We start from the raw sequence: 21,883 nt of genomic DNA on the forward strand, positions 1-21,883 counted from the left end.
CATCTCGACCCGAAGCACGTGCACGCCCTCGCGCGGCACGACCCCACGGACCACCCCCACACCCCCGACCACCCGAGGGGGTACCCGATGATCCGCCACCGCGCGATCCTGGCGGTCGCGACCGCCGGCGCCCTGGTCCTCGGTGTCCCCACCGCCGCCTCCGCCCGCACCTGGTGGGGCTGGGACGGCGAACGCCGCTGGCACAACGCCCCGGTGAACCCCACCCCGACGCCGGCCCCGGACGAGACGGAGACCCCGGCCCCCACCGACGAGTGGACCCCGGACACGGAGCCCGAGCAGGACTCCGCGCCGATCGAGGACTCGGCCCCTGTCGCCGAGCCCGCGCCCGACGCAGAGGCCGAGCCCGAGGCCGCGCCCGAGGCGGAGGCCTCCCCCGCGGACCTGTCCGCGATCGCACCGGACGCCTCGTTCGTCGAGGACTTCACCACGAACGCCGTCACCGGCCTCGTCCAGTCGCTGTACCCGCAGTCGTGGCAGCCCTACCCCGACGGCACCTCGGGCATCTACGCGCCGAGCAAGACGGTGTCGGTGCACGACGGCGTGATGGACGTCGCCCTCGGCACCGGCGCCGGAGCGGCCGGCACCTTCGGCTCCTCCGACGGCGCCTGGGACCACGTCGGTGGCTCGTTCTCGGTCCGCGCGAAGGCGACCGGCGGCGACGGCAACGGCGCGGCCTTCATGCTGTGGCCGACGTCGAACGTGTGGGCCGACGGCGAGATCGACTTCCCCGAGGGCAACTTCGAGGACAGCCCCTCGGTGTTCCACCACTCGATGACCCCGGGCAAGGAAGCCGAGCGCGTCCAGCTCGGCACCGGCGTCTCGTGGCGCGACTGGCACACCTACAAGGTCGACTGGGTCCCCGGTGAGTCCGTCACGTACAGCGTCGACGGCAAGGTCCTCGGCACCGTCACGCACGACGTGCCGACGACCCCGCACCGCTTCATGTTCCAGGTCGGCAACTGGGGCGAGCAGGGCAACCTGCTCATCGACTGGGTCTCGACGACCGAGTAGCGTCCGCAGCTCCACCCGAGACGGACGGGAGGCCCGGTGCCAGCTGGCACCGGGCCTCCCGTCCGTCTGCGTGGTCGCGTTCAGGGCGTCGCGCGCCTTTCAGAAGAGCGCGTTGAGGTCCGCGTAGTCCACCCCGGCCGCCAGCGAGTCGTAGGTGCCGGTGGTCCGCAGCTCGGCCGTGGCCTGCCGGACGACGGCGTACGCGGCCTGCGCGACGGCGGAACCGAGACTGATGCGGGCCACCCCGAGCCGGGCGAGTTCCGCCACGGTCGGCGACCCCGGACCGGCCATCACGTTCACCGGGCCGTCGATCGACTCCACCAGCGCACGGATGGTCTCGACGTCTCGGACTCCGGGGACGAACACGCCGTCCGCGCCGGCTCCGCGGTAGCGACGAGCACGCTCGAGCGTCTCGGCCAGGAGTCGTTCGGGATCGACGAGACCGGCGAGGTGGACGTCGGTCCGTGCGTTGACGAACAGGCGCACCCCGGCTCGTTCCGCCGCGCGCCGGGCCGCCCCGATCCGGTCGGCGAGCGCATCCGGATGCAACCTGCCGTCCTCGATGTTGATCCCGACGGCGCCCGCTTCGAGCACCGCGTCCACCGTGCGCGCCACGCCCTCCGCGTCGTCGGCGTACCCGGACTCGATGTCGACGGTGACCGGCACCGACACCGAAGCCGCGATCCGCGCGACCGCGTCCATCGCTTCCGCGCGGGTCAGGGTGTTCCCGTCCGGTCGCCCGAGGGACCAGGCGACGCCCGCACTGGTCGTGGCGATCGCGGTCGCGCCGGCGTCCTCGACGATTCGGGCGCTCGCGGCGTCCCAGACGTTGACGAGGACGAGTGGCCGGGATCGGTGGTCGTGGAGTCCGTGGAAGGTCGCGGCTCTGGTCGAAGTCGTGTTCACCCCTCGATCCCATCGGTCCGAGCGCGGACGAGCTGGCGGATTCCGGACGACGCGGTGGGGCCGCTCAGCCCTCGGTCCGGGACGACCTGGGTGGGTTCAGCAGGTCTCCGTCCCACGACAGGTCGTCACCCTCGCGGACCTCGAACGCCTCGAACCGGTCGTCGTCGAGCACGCCGTCGACGAGCGCGCGCGATCCGGCGACGATCGTCGAGTCCCAGTCCTCCTCGGCGGCGACGACCCACGCGTGGTCCTCCGGCCAGACGAACGTCGTGTGCGGCGCCACCTGGTCGTGCCGCCCGAAGCTCTCCCAACCCGGGACCGCCCGCTGTGCCCACGACGGATCGGCGAGCTCGTCCAGGGTCGCGCTGAAGAGCCAGGTGTCCCGCTCGGGCCAGGCCATCAGCGCCCGCGCACGTCGGATCCGGTGCCGGCGTTCGGCTGACGGCGGCCCGCCCGTTCCCTCCCACGCTCCGACGACCAGGTCTCCGGGGGTCGACGTCGCGCTCCGCAGGTGCGTGGTGAGGACGGCGAGGTCCTGCGGGTCGAACCACCCGTCGTCCGACTGGTCCACGCGCCAGCCGTCGGCCCACGACGTCGTCTGCTCGTCGTCGGTCAGGCGTTGCCACTGCACCAGGGGGTGCATCACGCGGTCGTTGCGGCGCGCGACCTCCGACCACCGCCAGCGGGTGTGTTCGACGTCCGGGTGATCGCCCCACTCGTCCGTGGTGTCGAGGTCCGGCCGGTGCGCGCCGACCGGGTGCAACAGTCGTGCGTACGCCTCGAACCCGGTGCCCGCGACGCCACCGACACTCGCCCAGCGTCCGGCACGCGCGACGAGCCAGTCGCCCCGCGATGCCTCGCTCAGCAGGCGCATCGTGCTGCTGCTCAGAGCTTCTCGTCGACGAGCGCGATGAAGCGGCTGCCGATGCCCTCGACCTCACGCCGCGTCAGGCCGGCGGTGGGCTCGGGCGCCTGGTACGGGGCGTGGTAGTCGCACATCAGGTAGTCCCACTCGGGCCACCACTTCTTCGGGCGCGCCTCTTCGTCGAAGCCGCAGACCACGCACTCCAGGCGCGTCCAGACCTTCTTCGTGCCGGTGCGGTTGGCGCGGGACTGCACGAGCCAGGCGGGCGGGTCCTGCTCGATCGCGTCGAGCTCCGCTTCGCTCAGGCGCGACGGGATGCCGTGGCGGGTCGCCATCTCGAGGGGGATGTCGAGCCGGACGGCGGCTTCGCGGCGGGAGAGCATCCGTCCAGGGTAGGTCCTGCCACTTCCCACCTCGAACTGCGACGGCAGCAACCGGGACGTCCGCCGCGGAATTTCCTCGAGTGGGCAGTCCGTGTATGGTCTCGATCACTGAGGTAAAAGGCGCCGCGATCTGCGACGCACCCGCACGCGGCATCGAACGAGTCGCCACTTCTTCCCTCGAAGGAGTGCGCCATCGTGTCCCCCAGTCCCGCTCGCACCACCGGGCACGTGCCCGCCGGTGGTTCTTCTCCTCGTCTGCGCGACGCCTGGATCGCCCTCGCCGGGCTGTCCGCGGTGTTCCTGTTCGAGATGCTCGACAACTCCGTGCTCAACGTCGCCCTGCCGACGATCGGCCGCGATCTGGGCTCGTCGACGACGGGCCTGCAGTGGGTCTCAGGTGCCTACTCGGTCGCCTTCGGAGGGCTGATGCTCCTCTTCGGCGCCGTCGCCGACCGCACCGGACGCCGCCGGGTCATGCTCGCCGGGCTCGTCCTGCTGGCCCTCGCGAGCCTCGCCACGGCGGTGGTCACGTCGACCGAGCAACTGATCGCCGTGCGCGTCGCGATGGGCGTCGCCGCGGCGATGACGACACCCGGGTCGATGGCGCTGGCGTTCCGCCTCTTCGACGACGAAGGCCTCCGGGTGCGGGCGCTCACCGTCATCTCGACGGCCGGGCTCGTGGGGCTGGCCATCGGTCCGACCGTCGGCGGGTTCGTGCTCGCCGTCGCCCCGTGGCAGGTGCTGCTGCTGGCCGATGTGCCCATCGCGGTCCTCGCACTCGTCGGCATCCGGTTGGGTGTCGCCTGTGACGAGGCGGCGGGGCTCCGTCGCGATCCGGTCGACGTGGTCGGAGCGCTGCTCGGCAGCGGGACCACGGCTGGAGCGCTCGTGGCGCCGACGATCCTGGTCGAGTCCGGAGTCCACAGCTGGTGGGGGTGGGCCGTCCTCGCCCTCGCCGCCACCTGCGCCGTGGGGTTCGTCGCCCGCGAGCGGACCGCGCGGCACCCGCTGATCGACCTGCACCTGCTCGCCCGACCACTCGTCTCGAGCGGCCTCGCGTTCAAGGCCGCGTCGGGTCTGGCCGTCGCGGGACTGTCGTACCTCGTGACCCTGCAGCTGCAGTTCGCCTGGGGCTGGCCGCCGGCGCTGGCCGCCGTCGGGACGTTGCCGCAGGTGGTGGTGCTGCTCGTCGGCGGCCGCTTCGTCGGGCCGTTCGTGCAGCGGGTCGGCCTGGGCCGCGCCGCCTGGATGAGCGCCGTCTCGGTCGTCTCCGGTCTCGCGGTCTTCGGCGCCCTGAGCCGGTACGGGTACCCGTGGGTGCTCGTCGCGCTCGTGCTCGTCGCCGCCGGCATGCGGGTCGTCGGCGTCGTCGCCGGCGCGTCCGTCCTCACGGGACTGCCCGCGGACCGCACCTCGGTCGGAGCGGCGCTCGTCGACACCTCGAGCGAGCTCGCGGGTGGTGCCGCCGTCGCCGCGGCGGGGACCATCGTCGCCGCCTTCGTCGCCGGGAGCATCACCACGACCGCCTGGACCACCGCCCGGCTCGAGGGCTTCCGGGACGCCCTCACCGTCGCCGGCCTCGGCCTCGCCGTGGTCGCAGCACTGCTCGTCGTGGTCGGCATGCTCCGAGCCCGGCCCGCCGTCGAACCAGAGGACGCGGCCTCGTCCCAACCTGCCGACCACACCCCTGCACACACCGACCCGACCACCATCACCGAGGAGACCTCCCGTGTCTGACACCATCGCCCTCCCCCGCCCGCCGTTCGATCCCGAGTTCGTGCCCTTCCTCACCGCCATGGACGCGCGAGGCCGCTTCCACCTCACGGCGCAGATGCTGCCGCAGATGCGACAACTGGACATGACCGAGGCGCAGCTCGACGAAGGACTGCGTGCTCGCGGCCTCGAGCGGAGCAGCATCACGATCCCGGGGCACCGCGGTGACCCGATCGACCTCGCCGTGATCCAACGCACCGGCCGCACCGGCACGGCTGCCCTGGCCTACGCGATCCACGGCGGCGGCATGATGTTCGGCCACCACCTCGGCAACCTCGACTCCTACGACGAGTGGCTGCTGGTGCACGACGTCGTCCTGGTCAGCCCCGACTACCGCCTGGCGCCGGAACACCCGGACCCGTACCCGGTCGAGGACTGCTACGCCGGTCTCGTCTGGGCATCTGAGCACGCCGACGAACTCGGCATCGACCCGGAGCGCATCGTCCTCGTCGGGCAGAGCGCCGGTGCCGGTCTCGCCGCCGGCACCGCCCTCCTCGCCCGCGACCGACAGGGGCCCTCCGTCATCGGCCAGGTGCTCGTGAGTCCCATGCTCGACGACCGCGACGCGACGCTGTCGGCTCGGCAGTTCGACGGTGTCGGGGTCGCCGACCGGCAGATGACACGGTTCGGCTGGGACGCCTACCTCGGCGACCGGCGGGGTGGCGAGGACGTGTCGATCTACGCTGCACCCGGCCGCGCGACGGACCTCACCGGGCTCCCGCCTGCGTACATCGACTGCGGCAGCACCGAGGTGTTCCGCGACGAGACCGTCGCCTACGCCAGCTCGCTGTGGGCGGCAGGAGTCCAGTCGGAACTCCACGTGTGGCCGGGAGCGTTCCACGGATCGACGAGCATGATGCCCGACGCGACGCTGTCGCAGCGGGCGGTGCAGGCTCTGTGCGAGTTCACCGGGCGCCTCCTCAGCCCGGCCGTCTGACGGCAGTCCCGGCACGGGCGGATCGTGGCGCTCGTGCCCGGACCGAGTCGCAGCACCAGCTAGATCCGGTCCAGGGACACCACCGTGACGACGATCGGCCACGCCTCACCGTCGAGCTGCACGGACCGCAGCCCGCGCGGCAGAGCTTCGCCCTCATCGGACGCGACGACGACTCCCTGCAGCCCGATGAGGTGCCCAGAACCCCGGCTGTAGTGGACACGATCACCGACGACGGGCATGACGATGGTGTCCGCCGCCAGCTCCTCTGCAGCGAGTTCGACGACGAGAGGCCGGGACTCCGTGAGCACGTCGGCGAGCTGTGCCTCGAACCCGCCGCGTTCGTCGAGCTCCGCGTCGCGCACCTCGGGATCCGCGATCCTCGCGACTGGCAGGACCTGCGGGCCGATCGTGCGCGCGACTCCGCATCCGATCGCGACACCCAGGCCGGCGAGGGACAGCCCCGTGCTCGCCAACTCGAACCGCAACGGGACTGGCGCAGCAACGACCTGACGGAGTCCGCCGTTCGAGCCGCCGGCGGTGTGCGCTCGCACGGCAGTCGCCTTCACCGCGCCGTGGAGTCGTGGCGCGACCGGAGCTGCTCTTGTCCGCCGGAGATCACCGCCGAACTGCTCGCCGAGATGCTTCGTGAACGCGAGGGCGCCAGGCCGTCGCTCGTCGCAGTTGTCCATCGGGTCGCCTTCGGGTTGGCTTCTCGCAGCCTCGGGTCAGGCTGTTCCCGGACCGTACTGCCGGACAACCGGCGCACACGACAGTTCCTCACCGATCTTGCGGTAACCAGCAACGCCGATTCGGAGTTCGCGCCGGCACAGCCCCCGTTTGCTCCGACCTCGGCCTCCTCAGCGGGCGGGCGCCGCTTCGTTGCGGCGGGCTCTTCGCCGCAGGGCCTGACGGAACCCCGTGAGCACGGCGCCGCACACGACCGTGACGAGGATGCCGATGGCTGTTCCGCCGGCCGATCCGCTTCCGTAGTTCGACCATGGCAGCCCGAGAGCCCACTGGAGCGCGGGGCCCAACACGAGGAGCACCCCGGCCGGAATGACGATGATCAGCAACGCGCGGCGGCCGCTCCAGGCAGGATGGCGCAGGATGACAGCGGCGGCCAGGGCGACGACCGCGAGAGCACCGTAGATCCACGATGCGCCGGACATCCGCCACCCGTCGTGCGCGAACCAGTCTTGGACTTCACGGACGGTGCGCGCCCACGCGTGCTGACCTCGGCCGTGTGTCGACGAGATGACGGGCAGCGGCCATCCGATGACGGCGAGAACTCCGGCGACCGCGCTCGCGACTCCGAGCACGACCACCCCGAACCGCGACCCGGCGCTGGGTGCAACGTCGAAGTCCGAGATGCCCACGCGCAGGAGGCTACCGAGCGAGCGCAACGGTCGTTCCACTCGGGCACGCCGCTCTCCCCCGGGTCGATGAGTGTCTGGTGAACGACCGTCTGTGATCCGTTGATCCCGAGGTCAGTAGTTGCCCATTGAGTAAACTTGCCCAATGGGCAAACTTGTTCTAGTTTGGTGGCATGACAGACGAGATCTCGTTCCGTGAGCAGAAGAAGGCAGCGATCCGTGACGCGTTGAGTGTGACGACAGTGTTGCTCGCCCGGGAGCGGGGGCTCGACAACATCCGTGTCGAGGACATCGTCGGTCGGGTCGGAGTGTCGAGGCGGACGTTCGGGAACTACTTCTCGAGCAAGGAAGACGCGATCGCGGACCGCCACGTGCAACGCGTGCGCACGGCGGCCGACGATCTGCTCCAGCGGCCGCGCGAGGAGCCGTTGTGGACTGCCATCACGGAGGCGCTGCTCGCGCCGTACGAGGCAGAAGAGACGACGACCCCGTCCCGGGAGGAGCAGAGCGGGCTGCTCGCAGTGCTGTCGACGCCAGGCATGCAGTCAGCCGTCGATCGAGGTGCCCGCGCAGCGAACGCAGTGTTCGCGGCCGCCGTCGCGGCGCGCTCAGACGCAGCACCGGAGGATCCCATTCCTGGTCTGGTGTCCGCCGCTGCGCTTTCGACCTTGTTGACAACGCTGGAGTCCTGGGCGGCGCGCGCGGAGCCACAACCCCTCCAGCCGATCCTCCGAGCTGCGTTCCAACTCCTCGGCGACGGTTTCGACCACCTCCGCTGACCACTGATCCCACACTCTTCGCCAGAAGGAAGACCATCATGTACGACGTCGTCATCGTCGGAGGCGGACCCGTGGGCATCTTCGTCGCCTGCGAGCTGAAGCTCGCGGGTGCGAACCCCCTCGTCCTCGAACGCCTCCCCGAGATCAACCAATGGGACAAGGCGCACGGCTTGACCGGGCAGGTCGTCCGACTACTGGACCACCGCGGCTTGTTCGAGCGGTGTGCTGGGCGGGCCGTCCCGGAGCCGGCTCCGGGCTTCTTCTTCGGAGCGCTGCCGTTGCCGCTCCACACGCTCGGCGACCGCAACCCGATGTACCTGCTCCACATCAACCAGCGCAACCTCGAGCGCGTACTCAACGACCGCGCAGCGGAACTCGGCGTTGCGATCCGTCGCGGCGTCGAGATGCGCTCCTTCACCCAACACGACGACTCCGTCACCGTCGACCTCGTCGACGTCGCGACCGGAGCTGAGAGCACCGCGTCGGCGCAGTACCTCGTGGGGAGTGACGGCGCGCGAAGCACTGTTCGGAAGCTCTCCGGTATCGGCTTCCCCGGCAACACCGACCACCACATCGTGGACCGCACAGCCCTGATCGCACCAACTGAGCAGCTGACGCCCGCCGGCCCCGGGAAAGTGCACGTTGCGGGTCTGGGAGAGATCCCGGAGAGCTTCCACCGCACTGAAACCGGCGTCGTCACCATCGCCCTCCGTGACCCGGAGCACCCGCTGGTCTACACCGCGGAATGGGAGGACCAGCCTGACCGTAGCTTCCCCGGTGAGGGAGCAGCCATGACATTGACCGAGATGGAAGACAGCCTTGAGCGCGTCCTCGGCGTCCGCCTCGACCTCAACGCGCCGGCCGACGGTGAGCCGACGTTGCTGCGCCGTCTGACCGGTCGGAACACACGCGTCGCTGACCGCTACCGCGACCGGCGGATCTTCCTCCTCGGCGACGCCGCACACGTGCACTCTGCCGCAGGCGGACCCGGCCTGAACCTCGCGCTTCAGGACGCGGCGAACCTCGCCTGGAAACTCGCCGCCAGCCTCCGCGGCTGGGCCCCCGCGGGCTTGCTCGACACCTACGAGACAGAGCGGCGCCCGCTCGGACAACGCGTCTTCATGCAGACCCAAGCGCAGACCGCCCTCATGGCGCCCGGCTCGGATGTCACCGCCCTCCGCGACCTCTTCGCCGAGATGCTCGCCGACACGACCACCGTGCAGCGCATCGCAGATCTCCTCGCCGGCTCGGACGTCCGCTACGACACGAGCCCCGCGAACTCCGCGAACCCCGACGGCCCCACCGGATGGTTTGCACCGTCATCACAGGTCGAACTCGCCGACGGGACCATCCGCAGAATCCCGGAACTGCTCCGCACCGCCCACCCCATCCTGGTCGACGCGACCGGCACGTACCGCGACACCATCGCCCCATGGAACGACCGCGTCGACTACGTGCCGCTGGCCACAACGCACGAACAGACCTCGATGCTGATTCGGCCCGACGGATTCGTCGCCTGGTCCCACACCGACCCCGCCTCCCTCACAGAGGCACTCGCCGCCTGGTTCGGAACACCCGAACACGGCTCTACCGGAGCGGTGTAACGCGTGAACCTCGACGTGATCGGAGCCGCGATCATCTCGATCAGCGGTGCGCTCTTCGCGACCGCTTCGATCTGGTGTCTGATCGGCCTTCTCCTCAGAACACGAGCAATGCCTGAGCTCCCAGCAGCTTCCAGAGCCCACCTGTTCACGTCGGCATTGACGGTCTTCGCCGGGCTCGTGGTCCACATCATCGGCTTCTTCCCCGAAGCCTTCGTGCTCATCTACGGAGGCGCGACGTCGATGCTCGTCGCCGCCTTCTTCGCACGTACGACGGAACGGCCCGCTCCCGGCCGGGTCGCGGGACCGGCCCTGCTCACGGCGGGCGGGATCGTCGTGCTCACCATCGGGCTGCTCATCTGACCGCTGAACAGTCACAAGCGCGCGAGAGTACGTGAAGAAGAACACGTCTCCGGAGAAGCAGTCTCCGAAGACCATTCGCACCCGGGACGGGAGAACGCTGTTCCCCGCACGTTGCCTTGGACGCTCGAGGCTCGTCAGCGAACCGTTCCCTGGGCAAGGGCCGCGAAAGCGTCCTCGACCAGCTCACCGAGGCGCTCAGCTCCGCCGCTCTCGACCCATCCGTCGTACGCGACGATGACGCAACCCAAGGCGGCCATCACGAGTGTCTGCACCGCGATGCGTCGCAACTGGCTGCTGCCTTCACGCTCGACGAGCACCGCAGCGAGTCCTTCTCGCCAGGTTGCCTGCTTCTCGTGGAGCCGAGCCCACAACGCGGGCGTCGACCAGACCAAGTCGAGTCGCGCGAAGCCCGCCTCGGAATCGTCCTCGATGAGCGCCACGGCGGGCCTGACCGCGTGACGAAGCGCAGTCCAGGTGTCCTCCGACTCCGGACGCTCCCCGAGGGCCCGTGCCATCTGCTCACCGAGGGGATCGAAGACATGCAGGACGACGTCCTCCTTGCTGCCGAAGTAGCGCAAGAAGGTGCTTCGAGAAACCCCTGCTCGTCCGGCCAGGTCCTCGAACGTGACGGCCTCGAAGCCTGACTCCAGGAAGCAACGGAGTCCGATGCTCCCCAGCTCGTCCCGCACCGCCGCTCGTCCGATCGCTCGCGTGCTCATCGGGTTCATGCATCGACCCGCCGGATCGGCGGGTTGCAGCCCGCAGTCGTGTCCGCCGTCAAGAAGGCGGTGAACGCTGCCCCGAGCCCGATCACCCGTGCAGGCTTGGTTGCAGAGAACGCACTCCTCGGCCCGTTGTTCACTCCGGCCGCGGCCGACCGCGCGCACGTCCTGCTCGCCGCGGGCATGCAGACCCGCGACGGCGAACTCCGACTCGAATCAGTGATCAGCGGGCTCTGATCCGACAACCCCGACGGGAACCCGCCGGAATGTCCCAGAGCGGCCGACGCAGCACACGCCGGCCGCTCACTGCATCTCGGGTGAGACCCGCGGTGCGACGACAGACGCCCGGTGGTCCACACGAGACGGACGGGAGGCCCGGTGTCAGCTGGCACCGGGCCTCCCGTCCGCCTGCTGGTCGCGTCGACGACGCGACCAGCAGGCGCTGGTGCGTCAGCGCGATCCGACGATCGCGGCCTTGGTCTGGTCACGCAGGTACGCGATGCCGGCAGCGTTCGGGTGGAGTGCGCCGAAGAGGATGCTGTACTTCGTTCCGGCCAGCGGCGTGCTGTTCGCGGCGGTGCCGCGGTCGGTCAGGGTGAGTCCCGCCATCCATGCGGAACCCGACGCGGCACAGGGGGTGTGCGCGGCAGAGCCCTGGAGCGTCGAGACGTAGGTGAACCCACGAGCCTTCGCCGCAGCCTTGACCGCTGCGTCGAGCGCGTTCTGGGTGCGGTGGAAGTAGGCGGTGTCGGTGGCGGTGAAGGGGAACGCGTTCTGCGGGAACGGCGGTTCGAGACCGGAGTCACCGAGGAGACTCGAGAAGCATCCCTTCGGGGCCTGCGCCGCACCCGGCGCGAGCATCGGGTAGCCGACGACGAACACCTTCGCCTGCGGAGCACGCTGCGCGATCACGCGGAACGTCGCAGCGAGCCGAGGTGCCACGACCGTGCGGATGCGCGATGCGAGACGATCCCGCGTGACGCCGTGCACGACCGGTGCGTAGTAGTCCTTGCAGTGGTCGTAGGTCTTCCCGTGGATCTCCGAGAACACCGGGCCGGCCTTGTCCAGTGCGACGCAGTTCGCGATGACGCCGGAGAACCCCAGGTCGTTCCCGCCGATCGACACCGTGACGACGTCCGTGTCCTTGGAGAGCGCGTCGGCCTGGACGGGCGCGGTGGCACTTCCGGCTCCGGTCTTCTGCGCGACCCGGGAGATGTTGCCGGTGGTGGCACCGGCGCAGGCACGGTCGTCGAGCTGGAGTCCCAGTGATGCTGCGACCTGGTGCGGGTAGTCGGTGGTGGACTGGAAGCAGCCGGCAGCCGGACCCGAGCCGTAGGGGGCGACGCCGAAGCCGCCCGCGTACGAGTCACCGAGGGCCACGTAGCTGTCACCGCGGGACAGCGAGGACACTGCGGCCACGGACTGGGCGGGCGCCGCGCCGTCGGCGTTGGCCGCGGAGACGGGCCCGGCTGCCCCGACAGCGAGCGCTGCCGCCGTCAGGACGCCACTGGTGATCAGCAGCGCGTTGGTCCGGCGGAGGCGAGGAGCGTGACGCATGGAGCAGGTTCCTTCCAGAGGTCCATTCGACAGACGATCGTCTGACAAGTAGACGGTAGGTCGGTAGGACGCCCCGCGCCATGAGAGGGCCACAAGGTGCATCGGATGCATTCCGCGCACCCGCCCTGTCCCTCGACGTGGATCAGGCCGGCGCGCACCAGGTGGACAGGTGGTCCAGCGCCGCTCCGGCCGTGGCCACCAAGCGCTTGCGGGTCGATTCCCGGTCGGCGTCCGCGAGGACCGCGTCGCCGATGGCCTCGGTGGTCTGCTGCACGACGGCCACGAGCGCGGCAGCCTGAGCACGCCGGGTCATCGAGTCGAAACCCGTGTCCGCCAGTTCTGCTGCCACCGCGGACGTGACTTCGTCGTAGAACTCCAGCGCCCGTCGCCGGAGCACCGCGCTGAGCCGGCACTGCGCTGGGAACTCCCCTCGCGCCAAGGCCGGGTCCTCTGCGACGTACCGATCGACGTCCTCGAGCACGATGGTGCGCATCGCTTCCGCGGGTGACTGCTGCGCACCTCGGTCCGCAACCGCAGCTCGGATCTTCTCGAGCACCTCATCGGCTCGGTCGAACACCAGATCGGGTTTGGTCGGGAAGTAGTTGTAGACGGTCTGATCCGAGACGCCTGCAGCTCGGGCCACGTCTGACATCGGCACCTCGTCGTACCCGTGCTCAGCGAACAGGCGTGCAGCAACGTCACCCAGGCGCTCGCGGGTCTCCCGTTTCTTGCGCTCTCGCAGCCCCGACGGAACACCCTCGCTCGACTCCACCATCCCCCGAGTCTGACACGAAACGTTGAGTGACCCAAAGTTCTGGTACGTTGGCCGAACTTAGGGTCACTACAAGTTCGGTGGATACCGAAGAACGAGGACGATCGATGACAACGCAGAAGCAGGAACAGGTACTCATCGCAGGAGCGAGTTTCGCTGGGCTCACGACCGCACTGTGGATGCGTCGGCTCGGGTACGACGTCTCGATCGTCGAGGTCGCTTCCGGGTTGAAGCGAGGCGGCACCCCGGTCGACATCCGCGACGACACCATCGCGATCGTGGATCGGATGGGCCTGCTCGAGCAGATCTCGGCGAAGGCGCTCGCGCCGCGGGTGACGGAGTTCACGACGCCGGAGGGAGACCGCATCGCGCGGATGGATCCCGTGCCTCCCTCGGCCGGATCGACGGGCGACGGCTACGAGGTCCACCGCGACGACCTGCTCGACATCCTCGCCGCCGCGACCGAGGGCGAAGTGGAGATGCTGTGGAACAACTCGGTCACATCCCTGCACGAGACCGACGAAGAGCGCGTGCACGTCACCTTCCGCGACGGAACCGAACGGGACTTCTCCATGGTGTTCGGCTGCGACGGCAACCACTCCACAGTGCGTCGACTGCACTTCGGGCAGGAAGCTCTGTACAGCAACTTCCTGCGGACGTACTTCTCCGTCGCCACCCTCGACGACCTCGTCATCGAACCGCAGACAACCCAGATCACCAACGCACCGGGCGTCACGATGCTGGTCAACTCGTACGACACCACCACCGACCTCGTCCTCGGCTTCCGCTCCGAGCAGGAGATCCCCTTCGACCACCACGACGAAGCGGCACAGAAGCGCATCCTCCGCGAGCACATGCTCCGGGCCGGTTCGCCGTTCTCGGACCACGTCGACGAAGCCATCGGCGCCGAGACCTTCTACTTCGACAAGCTCAGCCAGATCAAGATGCCGGCGTGGACGTCCGGCCGCGTCGCACTCGTCGGCGACGCCGGTTACTGCCCTTCCCCGGCCGCCGGGATGGGCGGCTCGCTCGCCATCATCGGCGCCACTGCACTCCACGACGCTCTCCGGGACGCAGACGGCGACGTCGAGCAGGCATTCGCTGACTACGAGCGCGCGCTCCGGCCGGTCGTCGACGCGGTACAGCACGACGCCGAGCACATCGGTGTCAGCAGCTACTTCCCCGCGACCGCGGACCAGATCGATGCGCGCAACAGGATGCTGCTCGACCGCTGACCACCGCCCGAGCCGCCACCTAGGCTGCGGAGGTGACCAGGCACCGGACGAACACCCGACGAGCGATCGTCGTGACCGTTCTGATCGTGGGTGCTGCGGCGGTCCTGTTCATCGGCCTGCGCACCGCACTGTTGTTCCTGGGCGCGACGGAAGGCGACGTGCCGGCGACGGCGTCGATCCCCCTGCCGGCCGGGAGCAGGGTGGTCGACGAGGAGGAGCAGTGCGCGTCCGGCGGGTGCTGGTCGCTCGTGTCCGTGCAGCCGCCGTCGGGGGTGAGCCCGTCCGAACTGTCGACGACGTTGGGCACTGAACCGTTCGCGAGGCTGCCCGGGACGCTGTGGGATCCCCGCGTCGTCAATCTGACGTCGGAGGTCCAGGGCGAACTTCTCGTGGTCCGAGCGGACTACTGGTCGCGCGAAGCCCCGCCCTGACCCGCGGGTGGGGCTGTCACCGGACGCCCGCGCCGTCGCCGTCGCCGTCGCCGACCATGGTCAGTGGCTGTCGGTCATCCCGCTGCTGACGTACGAGGAGTTGACCGTGTCGTCGGTGAGCGTGCAGTTGTAGACGGCGTACGGGTCGGTGTGCCCGTCGTCGAAGGTGAAGGGGTAGATGAGCTGGTAGGTCCCGTCGCTGCCCGGGTACCCCGACGGGTCGTTCGTGAACGTCAGGGTGACCCCGGCATCCGCGGCCCCCTTGCTGCACTCGTCGTAGATGTGCTGCGCGAGCGCCGACGTCCCGGGGTCTTGTGACGGGGACGACGACGGAGTCGACGGAGGTTGGTTCACCGGGGTCGCGGCGTCGGTCGCGGTCGGAGACTGGGACGGCACCGGGGTCTTGTCCCCGGTCATCGCCGTAGTGGCGGACGGCGGCGGAGTCGCGGTGCTCGCAGCACAACCGCTGAGGGCGGCGACCATGACGCAGGCGGCCAAAGCTGTGACGCTGACGCGGGTTCGGGTGTTCATCGGTGGTCTCTCCTTCTGTCGGAGCAGAGGTCGCTCACTGAGAGATGTCGTGGAACGACGGATCCTGACACCGACAGCGGCCTCCACCACGAACAGGTTCAGCCGCCGCTGCGCTCCCGACGACGCACCCGCAGCGTGCCGATCCCCTGCACGATGCAGACGACACCGCTCGCGACGACGATGACCCCGGTCACGATCCGACCGACGGAGAACCCGCCGAACAGCAGCGGCGCGACCGCGACACCGATGAAGATCGCCCCCATCACGATGACGACGACCGGGTTCTGGGCGACGAAGAACCGGCGCCCACCGTTCGCCTCGGCGATCGCCCGGTCCCGAGCACGCGGGACGGCGTCCGGCGACCGACCAGCGCGGCGATCTGCACGCCGTCGCCGGCTGCGCAGGACCAACCACACCGCCCCGCCGATGACCACGGCCGCTCCGATCGCGATCCACTCGACGAGCTGGAAGAACCCGAAGACGATCACCAGGACGAACCCGACCGCGACGCCCACGAACATGTCCGTGGTCATCCGGTCGGTCCGGCCGTCGGCACTCGTGACGTACCCGGGGCGGCGTTCGTACGGATCGTGCTCGTCCACGGCCGGTCCGTCGGCCCGTTCGGTTCCCATGCTCCGAACGTACCGACGGCGCTGGGGAACCGTCCGGGTCAGCCCACTCGTTCCGCCGGCGACTCGGCCCGGACCCCGTGCGCCGGACGCCGCTCCCGCACGATCGCCACCGCCTGCCGCAGCGACAACCCTGGCAAGTAGGTACGGACGATCGCGACGCCGATCGTGGGCAGCGCCACCGGGTCGGGGTACGCCATCACGAGCGGGTGCAGGTCTGGCCCGAACTTCGCCTTGAAGCGCAGCAGCGAGCGGAACCCGTACACGGGCTCGAGCGCACCACCGACGACGTCGAGGACCGATTCGACGCCGCTCCGCCCGGCGCCCTGCGGTTCGGCCGATGATGCGAGCGGTGCGGCGGACAGGCTGAGCCGCTCGGCACCGTCAGCGCGCATCCGGTCGACCGCACTCGCGACCAGGAACTCCATCACACCGTTCGGGGCGTCCGGCGCGCGGCGCATCACGTCGAGCGTCCAACCGACCACCTGCCCGGCGCGGTAGGCGGGCAGCCAGCTGGTGACGGCGAGCACGGTGCCATCCGACCCCAGGGCGACGAGCGTCCGGACGGCGGGGTCGCGCATCTCGTCGATCCCGCCCAGGGTGAACCCCATCTCGGGCAGTTCGCGCTCGGCGACCCACTCCTCCGAGATCGCCTCGATCTGGCGCGTGACCGAGCCGGGCAGCGAGGCCCAGTCCGACCAGAGTGCGGTGGTGCCGGATCGTGCGGCCTTGTTGACGGCCGTGCGGACGTCCTGCTTGCGCTTGCCCGTCGTCGTCCAGGTGCGCGGGTCGAGGTCGGCGTCCTCGGCCACGGGAAGGGTCGTCCAACCGAGTCGGGCGAGTGCAGCGCCGAGGGTGGCGTCGATGCCGTAGAAGACGGGCGTCCAGCCGTGGTCGTCCGCGGCCCGTGCGAAGCCCTCGAGTGCCGCCAGCCGCGCGTCCTCGTGTCCGAAGGGGCCACCGGTCGTCACGGCGACGCTGCCGGTGCGGTGGTAGGCGACACCGGCACGGCCGTCCTCGGTGAACCAGTACTCGTTGCCGGGCCAGGTGGTCATCCACCCGAAGGTGTCGCCACCGCCCGCGATCAGCAGCGCCCGAGCCGCCACCCGAGCGGCGTCCTGCCCGTCGAGGTCGCTGTCCGAGCGCCCGGCCCCGGTCGGCCGGACCGCGGCGATCGCCACGGCGAGCCACAGGAGCGGGCCGGAGACACCCACGACGAACCGCAGCGCCGGGTCGGCCTGCGCCAGGTGCGTCGGCAGGGTCACGGGGGCGATCGGGCCGAGCACGGCGAGCGCCAGGTGGAGGGGCTCGCGCACGCTGTCGCCCGAAGCCACGGCGACACCGACGACGACGACCGCGAGCACCACGGCCGAACCGGCGACCGTCTGGACGAAGGTCCGCAGTCGTCGCCGGTCGGTCCGGACCGGGAAGTCCGCGCGGCGCAGGACGAGCACCACGGCGGTCGCGATCGGCACCAGCACCGACGCGGCGATCGAGAGCGAGACCGCGAGGTGGTCCGACGCCAGGCGCTGCACGACGGCGTGGTGGCGTTCGGGCAGCACCCCGTACGAGACGGCGGTCGCGACGCCGGACACCAGGTCGACGGTCGCGACGAGCCACAGTGCGAACCGGCTCCCACGCCGGAGACCCACGGCGCCGACCGCCAGGACCACGAGCGGCATCACGGCCAGCAGCGAGTGGAACAGGCCGTGCGGGTGCACCTCGGCGAGCGCCCGGACGCAGCTGGCGGTCACCCCGGTCACCGAGCAGTGCGGCATCCGGCCGGTCGGCCCGGTGTCGAGCACCACGGCGAGCGGGGCGAGCAGCCCGAACTGGGCACCGGTGACGAGCGCGAGGACCGGCCCGACGGCCGACACGGTCACCGCGGCCACGAGCAGCACCCGGGTCTCGCGTGATGAACTCCGGGTCCAGCCGCTCCGCACCGGCGACCGTCGCAGCACGCGGCCGAGCACCAGGCCGACGACCAGGGCGAGTGCCGCGTGCAGGTCGGACGCGTGTCCGGCGTAGAGCAGCAGTGCCGCGACGACGGCGATCGACACCACCCGGATCCGGCGTCGCCACAGCGCGCCGGCGAACGCGCTCGCGGTGACGATGGTCCCGACGATCCAGGTCCAGGGGCCGACGTGTCCCAGGTGCACGAGGAAGCCGCGGTTCGCCGGGGCGCCGTCGAACAGCTGCAGCAGGGCGCCGAGCCCGGTCCCCACCACGGTCGTGACGACCATCGCGAGCAGGGTGCGCCGCCAGCCGAGCAGCCGTTCGGACGCCGCGGTGCAGACAACGACGGCGACGAAGGTGACGAGGAACCCGACGACGCTGCTCGTCACCGCGACCACGCCGAGCGGACCCATCGTCCCGCCGAGTGTGTCGAGCGTCCGACCGTCCTTCGTGCCGAGGCACCTGAGCACCACGGCGGCGATGCCGGCGACGATCGTCAGGGCCGAGACGACGCTCGTCAGCGGGTACCGACGGGCTGCCGGAACGAGCCGTCTCGGATGCGCCCACGCGAGGGCGGCGACCACCGCGCTCACCGCAGGCCCAGGTGCGCGATGACGCCGGGCATCCCGACGCGCAGGGCGTAGCGGACGGTGTTCCAGTCGTGGGCGGAGCCCTCGGATACGAACAGCCGGGTCTGCATGCCGGCGGCTTCGGCAGCAGTGCGGAGCAACCCGGTCGAGACGGTGTACGGCCGGTCGTCGCTGCCGTAGGCGAAGACGGTCAGGTGCCCGGGGTACCGGCCGTGCGCCCGCATGATCGCCCGTGGTGCCGCCGCGGCGTACCGGGAGGCCGAGCCCCCGAACCCGTACTGGATGCTGTGCTGGACGGAGCCGTTCAGGGGTGCCAGCTCGCTCGAGATCGCGAAGGTCGTGCCGAACACGTCCGGGTGTGCGGTGGAGAACTGCATGGCACACGTGGCTCCCTGCGAAAACCCGACGATGCCCCAGGCCGAGGGCGCTGCCCCGACGCGCAGGTGCTGCCGGATCCAGTTCGTGGTGTCGGTCATGATGTACGTCGCGGAACGGCCGAGCGAGGAGTCGACGCACATCGGGTTCCGGTCCGGCGCCCCGAGTTGGTCCGGCGCGACGACGATCGGGGCGAGTCCGTGGTGGGCCTCGGCGAACGCGTCCATCACCGCGCCGAGCCGACCGGCCTGGAACATGTCGCTCGGCTGCCCGGGTTGCCCGGCCAGGCTGATGAGGACCGGCAGGGTCGGTGGTCGCTCGGTCAGGGCGGCCGGCGGCAGGTACACCACCGCCGGCCGTGCCTGGAAGTGGGAGGCGGTCGACGGGATGGTGACCGAGAGCACCTTCCCGCGTCGCGGCATGTCGGCGGGCGCCCGCCAGGTGGCCGGGTCGACCACCGGACTGGAGGCGCGCCCCACGCCCGTCTCGTGTCCCAGCGGACCCGACGGGTACGGATCGGTCGTCACGGCCTGCTCGATCGTGCGGTACGCCCCGAAGTCGACGTTGACGCCGAGGACGGTGGCCAGGGCCACCGCCACCGCCGCGAGCACGCCGAGCACGCGGCGGAGCCAGCCGCCCTGGACGACCGTCACGACGAGGAGCCCGACACCGCCGAAGGCAAGGGCCACCCACATCCGGGTGATCGGGGTGAACGACACCCCGTACAGGTCCTGCACGTCCCCGAACCACCACACCGCGACCAGCCCGATCGCGGCGCCGACGGCCACGGCGCCGAGCCGCCAGAGCAGGCCCCGGACCGGATGCCCGGAGTGACGACCGAACGCCGGCAGCAGCGCGGCGACGGTGAGGAGCCCGGCGGCGACGTCGACCGGGACGAGCACGGACGGTGTGACGACGGCGACGTGGAACAGGGGTCGGAGCAGATCGTGGAACATGGGGCCTCCCGGCGGACGGTGCAATCGTGGCGGCGGCCCGCTGCGAACGGGGCACCGAGGCGCTTCCGGTTCCCACAGTTCCCACCTGTGCGGCTCCCAGACCGCACTCGACCGACACCCAGTGAAGCGTCCGGTGCGGTGCCGCCGCCAGACCGCTCGGTGGTGCGCACCTAGGGTGAACGGGTGACGCACGACGGATCGGTACGGGCTGCCCTCGCGGCGGTCGCAGCGGACGGCTGGGGCGACGGTGGGCCGCTCGTCGAACCCGGCGGCACGGCCTCACCACGTCGGGCCGCGGTCCTGATGCTCTTCGGCGCGCTCGACCACACGCCGAGCGACCGACCGGCGGCAGCGCCCGGTGTCCCGCGGGACCTCGACGTCCTGCTCCTCGCCCGGGCCACCACCCTGCGCGCGCACGCCGGCGAGGTCGCGTTCCCCGGTGGACGCATCGACCCCGGTGACGCGGACGCCGTCGCCGCCGCCCTCCGCGAGGCACAGGAGGAGACGGGGCTCGACCCCGCCGGCGTCGAGGTGCTCGGCGCCCTGCCGGCCGTGCCCCTGGCGTTCTCGAACCACCTGGTCCGTCCCGTCATCGGCTGGTGGCGCGACCCCTCACCGATCCGCGTCGTCGACGAGCACGAGTCGGCGGCGGTGTTCCGGGTCCCCGTGGCCGACCTGCTCGACCCGGCGAACCGCGGCGTGACCGTGATCCGCCGCAGTGGTCAGGAGTGGCGCGGACCGGCGTTCACCGTCGAGGCCGACGGGGACGAGCACCTGGTGTGGGGCTTCACCGCGATGCTGCTGGATGCGCTGTTCGACCGACTCGGCTGGACGGAACCGTGGGACCGGAGCCTCGAGGTGCCGCTGCCCGACTGAGCAGCGGGAACGACAGCGGGTCGGCCCGCACCGCGTCGACCGCGTGGGCCACGGCCCCGATGACGACGACGTCGGCCCCGAGCGACGACGCGACGAGTTCGGGCACCGGGTCGAAGTGCCCCTTGGCGAGCAGGTCGCGCGCGCGGTCGATGACGGCGACCGCGGGCTGGGCGATCGCGCCGGCGACCACGACGCGGTCGATGTCGAGCAGGCTCGCGAGCAGGATGCAGACGTGGGCCAGGCGGTCCCCCAGACGGTCGACGATCGTGCGCGCGACCGGATCACCGCTCCGTGCGGCCGCGAACACCAGTGCGGCGTCCGCGGCGAGCGCGGCGTCCGCGGGGATGTGCCCGGCGGCGACGGCGTCGGCCACGAAGGTGCGGGCGACGGCGCCGATGCCGTCGGACGAGCCGACACCCTCGACGAGTTCGAGCACCCGCATCTCCCCGGCGCCACCGTGGGCACCGCGCAGCAGGACCCCGTCGACGACGAGGCCCGCGCCGAAGCGTTCGCCGGACAGCAGCGCCGCGAACGAGGCGTCGCCCGAGGACGGCCGCTCGGCGAGCGCGGCGAGGTTCGCGTCGTTCTCGACGAGCACCCGCCCGTCCGGCACGGCGTCGGCGAACCCCGGGTTCATCCGGACCCAGAAGCCGCCGTCGTCGGGCGAGGCACCGGCGGCGTCGACCGGCGCCGGGATGCCCACGACCGTGACCAGGACCCGGGTGCGGTCGACGTCGGCCGAGGCGAGGGCGGCGGCCACGGTGTCGGCGAGGACCCCGAGCCGCACGGGCACGTCGAGGCCTGATTCTCCGAGCGACCCCTCGGCACGACCGAGCACCGTGCCGCGCAGGTCGGCGACGAAGGCGGTGACCCGGTGCTGGCCGGCGTCCACACCGACGACGACCCCGGCGACCGTGTCGAGCTCGTAGCGGCGGGCGGGGCGTCCCATCCGGTACTCCCCCGCGGCCCGGGCGTCGTCGAGCTCGCGGAGCCAGCCGAGCCGCACGAGCTCCTCGGCGGCGCCCAGCACGGTCGACCGGGTCAGCCCGGTGGCGTCGATCGCCTCGGTCGCGGTGAACGCCGACGAGTCGAAGGCGTACGCGAGCAGCGTCTCTGCGCTCGTTCCACGGGGTGGCGGCATGTCGTGACCCTATCGCGCGACGAGTTCCTTGCGGAATTAGATTTTCTCGCTACATTTAGTTCCGCGAGCAGCATCGGAGCCGCTCGCGGGACGGAACGGC

23 protein-coding genes are annotated in these 21,883 nt (G+C 70.9%); 10 read left to right on the top strand and 13 right to left on the bottom strand.

Annotated elements, in window-relative coordinates:
* Window positions 1-87: 87 nt before the first annotated feature.
* The gene (locus DEJ19_RS13650; RefSeq protein ID WP_258377493.1) at window positions 88-1,032 is read left to right on the top strand and encodes a family 16 glycosylhydrolase; all 945 of its coding nucleotides are present in this window, start codon (window positions 88-90) and stop codon (window positions 1,030-1,032) included.
* Between the two features lie 99 nt (window positions 1,033-1,131).
* On the opposite strand, the gene DEJ19_RS13655 is transcribed toward DEJ19_RS13650, so the two are convergent.
* The 3 genes from DEJ19_RS13655 to DEJ19_RS13665 form a co-directional block, all read right to left on the bottom strand.
* Entirely contained in the window at window positions 1,132-1,938 is an 807-nt protein-coding gene (locus DEJ19_RS13655; RefSeq protein ID WP_111234224.1) for an isocitrate lyase/PEP mutase family protein, read from the bottom strand.
* Window positions 1,939-2,002: 64 nt separating this feature from the next.
* Entirely contained in the window at window positions 2,003-2,812 is an 810-nt protein-coding gene (locus DEJ19_RS13660) for a hypothetical protein (protein ID WP_111234223.1), read from the bottom strand.
* An 11-nt stretch (window positions 2,813-2,823) separates the two neighbouring features.
* Entirely contained in the window at window positions 2,824-3,186 is a 363-nt protein-coding gene (locus DEJ19_RS13665) for a hypothetical protein (protein WP_111022117.1), read from the bottom strand.
* A gap of 195 nt (window positions 3,187-3,381) precedes the next feature.
* Between DEJ19_RS13665 and DEJ19_RS13670 the strand changes: the two genes are divergently transcribed.
* Both DEJ19_RS13670 and DEJ19_RS13675 read left to right on the top strand, forming a co-directional pair.
* Window positions 3,382-4,923 carry an MFS transporter gene (locus DEJ19_RS13670; RefSeq protein WP_349775272.1) on the top strand — a complete coding sequence of 514 codons (1,542 nt, stop codon included), beginning with the start codon at window positions 3,382-3,384 and terminating at the stop codon, window positions 4,921-4,923.
* Window positions 4,916-5,896 carry an alpha/beta hydrolase gene (locus tag DEJ19_RS13675; protein WP_111234222.1) on the top strand — a complete coding sequence of 327 codons (981 nt, stop codon included), beginning with the start codon at window positions 4,916-4,918 and terminating at the stop codon, window positions 5,894-5,896. Before DEJ19_RS13670 ends, DEJ19_RS13675 begins: the two co-directional genes overlap by 8 nt.
* Window positions 5,897-5,955: 59 nt before the next feature.
* On the opposite strand, the gene DEJ19_RS13680 is transcribed toward DEJ19_RS13675, so the two are convergent.
* Together DEJ19_RS13680 and DEJ19_RS13685 are read right to left on the bottom strand one after the other, a co-directional pair.
* Window positions 5,956-6,447: a hypothetical protein gene (locus DEJ19_RS13680; RefSeq protein WP_146250731.1), complete on the bottom strand. Its 492-nt coding sequence runs from the start codon at window positions 6,445-6,447 to the stop codon at window positions 5,956-5,958.
* Window positions 6,448-6,753: 306 nt separating this feature from the next.
* Complete coding sequence (locus tag DEJ19_RS13685; protein ID WP_111234220.1) at window positions 6,754-7,272, bottom strand: hypothetical protein; 519 nt, start codon at window positions 7,270-7,272, stop codon at window positions 6,754-6,756.
* A 170-nt stretch (window positions 7,273-7,442) separates the two neighbouring features.
* On the opposite strand from DEJ19_RS13685, the gene DEJ19_RS13690 reads away from it, so the two are divergent.
* The 3 genes from DEJ19_RS13690 to DEJ19_RS13700 are packed head-to-tail and all read left to right on the top strand — an operon-like array spanning window position 7,443 to window position 10,012.
* Window positions 7,443-8,048 carry a TetR/AcrR family transcriptional regulator gene (locus DEJ19_RS13690; protein ID WP_110865268.1) on the top strand — a complete coding sequence of 202 codons (606 nt, stop codon included), beginning with the start codon at window positions 7,443-7,445 and terminating at the stop codon, window positions 8,046-8,048.
* Between the two features lie 38 nt (window positions 8,049-8,086).
* Window positions 8,087-9,652, top strand: a complete 1,566-nt coding sequence (locus tag DEJ19_RS13695) for an FAD-dependent monooxygenase (protein WP_111234219.1) — start codon at window positions 8,087-8,089, stop codon at window positions 9,650-9,652.
* Between the two features lie 3 nt (window positions 9,653-9,655).
* The gene (locus DEJ19_RS13700; RefSeq protein WP_111234218.1) at window positions 9,656-10,012 is read left to right on the top strand and encodes a hypothetical protein; all 357 of its coding nucleotides are present in this window, start codon (window positions 9,656-9,658) and stop codon (window positions 10,010-10,012) included.
* Between the two features lie 134 nt (window positions 10,013-10,146).
* Here DEJ19_RS13700 and DEJ19_RS13705 read toward each other — a convergent pair whose 3' ends face one another.
* Window positions 10,147-10,740, bottom strand: a complete 594-nt coding sequence (locus DEJ19_RS13705; protein ID WP_111234217.1) for a TetR/AcrR family transcriptional regulator — start codon at window positions 10,738-10,740, stop codon at window positions 10,147-10,149.
* 24 nt (window positions 10,741-10,764) lie between these two features.
* On the opposite strand from DEJ19_RS13705, the gene DEJ19_RS13710 reads away from it, so the two are divergent.
* On the top strand, window positions 10,765-10,971 hold the full coding sequence (locus DEJ19_RS13710; RefSeq protein WP_181441639.1) for a hypothetical protein: 207 nt from the start codon (window positions 10,765-10,767) through the stop codon (window positions 10,969-10,971).
* Between the two features lie 213 nt (window positions 10,972-11,184).
* On the opposite strand, the gene DEJ19_RS13715 is transcribed toward DEJ19_RS13710, so the two are convergent.
* Window positions 11,185-12,291: an SGNH/GDSL hydrolase family protein gene (locus DEJ19_RS13715; RefSeq protein ID WP_181441638.1), complete on the bottom strand. Its 1,107-nt coding sequence runs from the start codon at window positions 12,289-12,291 to the stop codon at window positions 11,185-11,187.
* A 142-nt stretch (window positions 12,292-12,433) separates the two neighbouring features.
* Complete coding sequence (locus DEJ19_RS13720) at window positions 12,434-13,066, bottom strand: TetR/AcrR family transcriptional regulator (protein WP_111234214.1); 633 nt, start codon at window positions 13,064-13,066, stop codon at window positions 12,434-12,436.
* Window positions 13,067-13,170: 104 nt separating this feature from the next.
* Here DEJ19_RS13720 and DEJ19_RS13725 point away from each other — a divergent pair, with 104 nt between their 5' ends.
* Together DEJ19_RS13725 and DEJ19_RS13730 are read left to right on the top strand one after the other, a co-directional pair.
* Window positions 13,171-14,298, top strand: coding sequence for an FAD-dependent monooxygenase (locus tag DEJ19_RS13725; RefSeq protein ID WP_111234213.1), 1,128 nt, complete (start codon window positions 13,171-13,173; stop codon window positions 14,296-14,298).
* Window positions 14,299-14,369: 71 nt separating this feature from the next.
* A complete protein-coding gene (locus DEJ19_RS13730) occupies window positions 14,370-14,729 on the top strand; it encodes a hypothetical protein (RefSeq protein WP_146250729.1) in 360 nt (119 codons plus the stop codon).
* A gap of 60 nt (window positions 14,730-14,789) precedes the next feature.
* Here the strand turns inward: DEJ19_RS13730 and DEJ19_RS13735 are convergent, their stop codons facing one another.
* The 4 genes from DEJ19_RS13735 to DEJ19_RS13750 all read right to left on the bottom strand — a co-directional run bounded on the left by DEJ19_RS13735 (window position 14,790) and on the right by DEJ19_RS13750 (window position 19,766).
* A complete protein-coding gene (locus tag DEJ19_RS13735) occupies window positions 14,790-15,260 on the bottom strand; it encodes a hypothetical protein (RefSeq protein ID WP_146245778.1) in 471 nt (156 codons plus the stop codon).
* Between the two features lie 98 nt (window positions 15,261-15,358).
* Window positions 15,359-15,892, bottom strand: coding sequence for a hypothetical protein (locus DEJ19_RS13740; protein WP_111234211.1), 534 nt, complete (start codon window positions 15,890-15,892; stop codon window positions 15,359-15,361).
* A 38-nt stretch (window positions 15,893-15,930) separates the two neighbouring features.
* Entirely contained in the window at window positions 15,931-18,429 is a 2,499-nt protein-coding gene (locus tag DEJ19_RS13745) for a bifunctional lysylphosphatidylglycerol flippase/synthetase MprF (protein ID WP_111234210.1), read from the bottom strand.
* A 5-nt stretch (window positions 18,430-18,434) separates the two neighbouring features.
* Window positions 18,435-19,766, bottom strand: coding sequence for an alpha/beta hydrolase (locus tag DEJ19_RS13750; RefSeq protein WP_111234209.1), 1,332 nt, complete (start codon window positions 19,764-19,766; stop codon window positions 18,435-18,437).
* 183 nt (window positions 19,767-19,949) lie between these two features.
* Between DEJ19_RS13750 and DEJ19_RS13755 the strand changes: the two genes are divergently transcribed.
* On the top strand, window positions 19,950-20,642 hold the full coding sequence (locus DEJ19_RS13755; protein WP_258377492.1) for an NUDIX hydrolase: 693 nt from the start codon (window positions 19,950-19,952) through the stop codon (window positions 20,640-20,642).
* On the opposite strand, the gene DEJ19_RS13760 is transcribed toward DEJ19_RS13755, so the two are convergent.
* The gene (locus tag DEJ19_RS13760) at window positions 20,554-21,783 is read right to left on the bottom strand and encodes an ROK family protein (protein ID WP_111234208.1); all 1,230 of its coding nucleotides are present in this window, start codon (window positions 21,781-21,783) and stop codon (window positions 20,554-20,556) included. The two genes, DEJ19_RS13755 and DEJ19_RS13760, sit on opposite strands and share 89 nt — an antisense overlap.
* Window positions 21,784-21,883: the final 100 nt, after the last annotated feature.

This window comes from Curtobacterium sp. MCSS17_016, from assembly GCF_003234255.2.
Lineage (GTDB): Bacteria > Actinomycetota > Actinomycetes > Actinomycetales > Microbacteriaceae > Curtobacterium > Curtobacterium flaccumfaciens.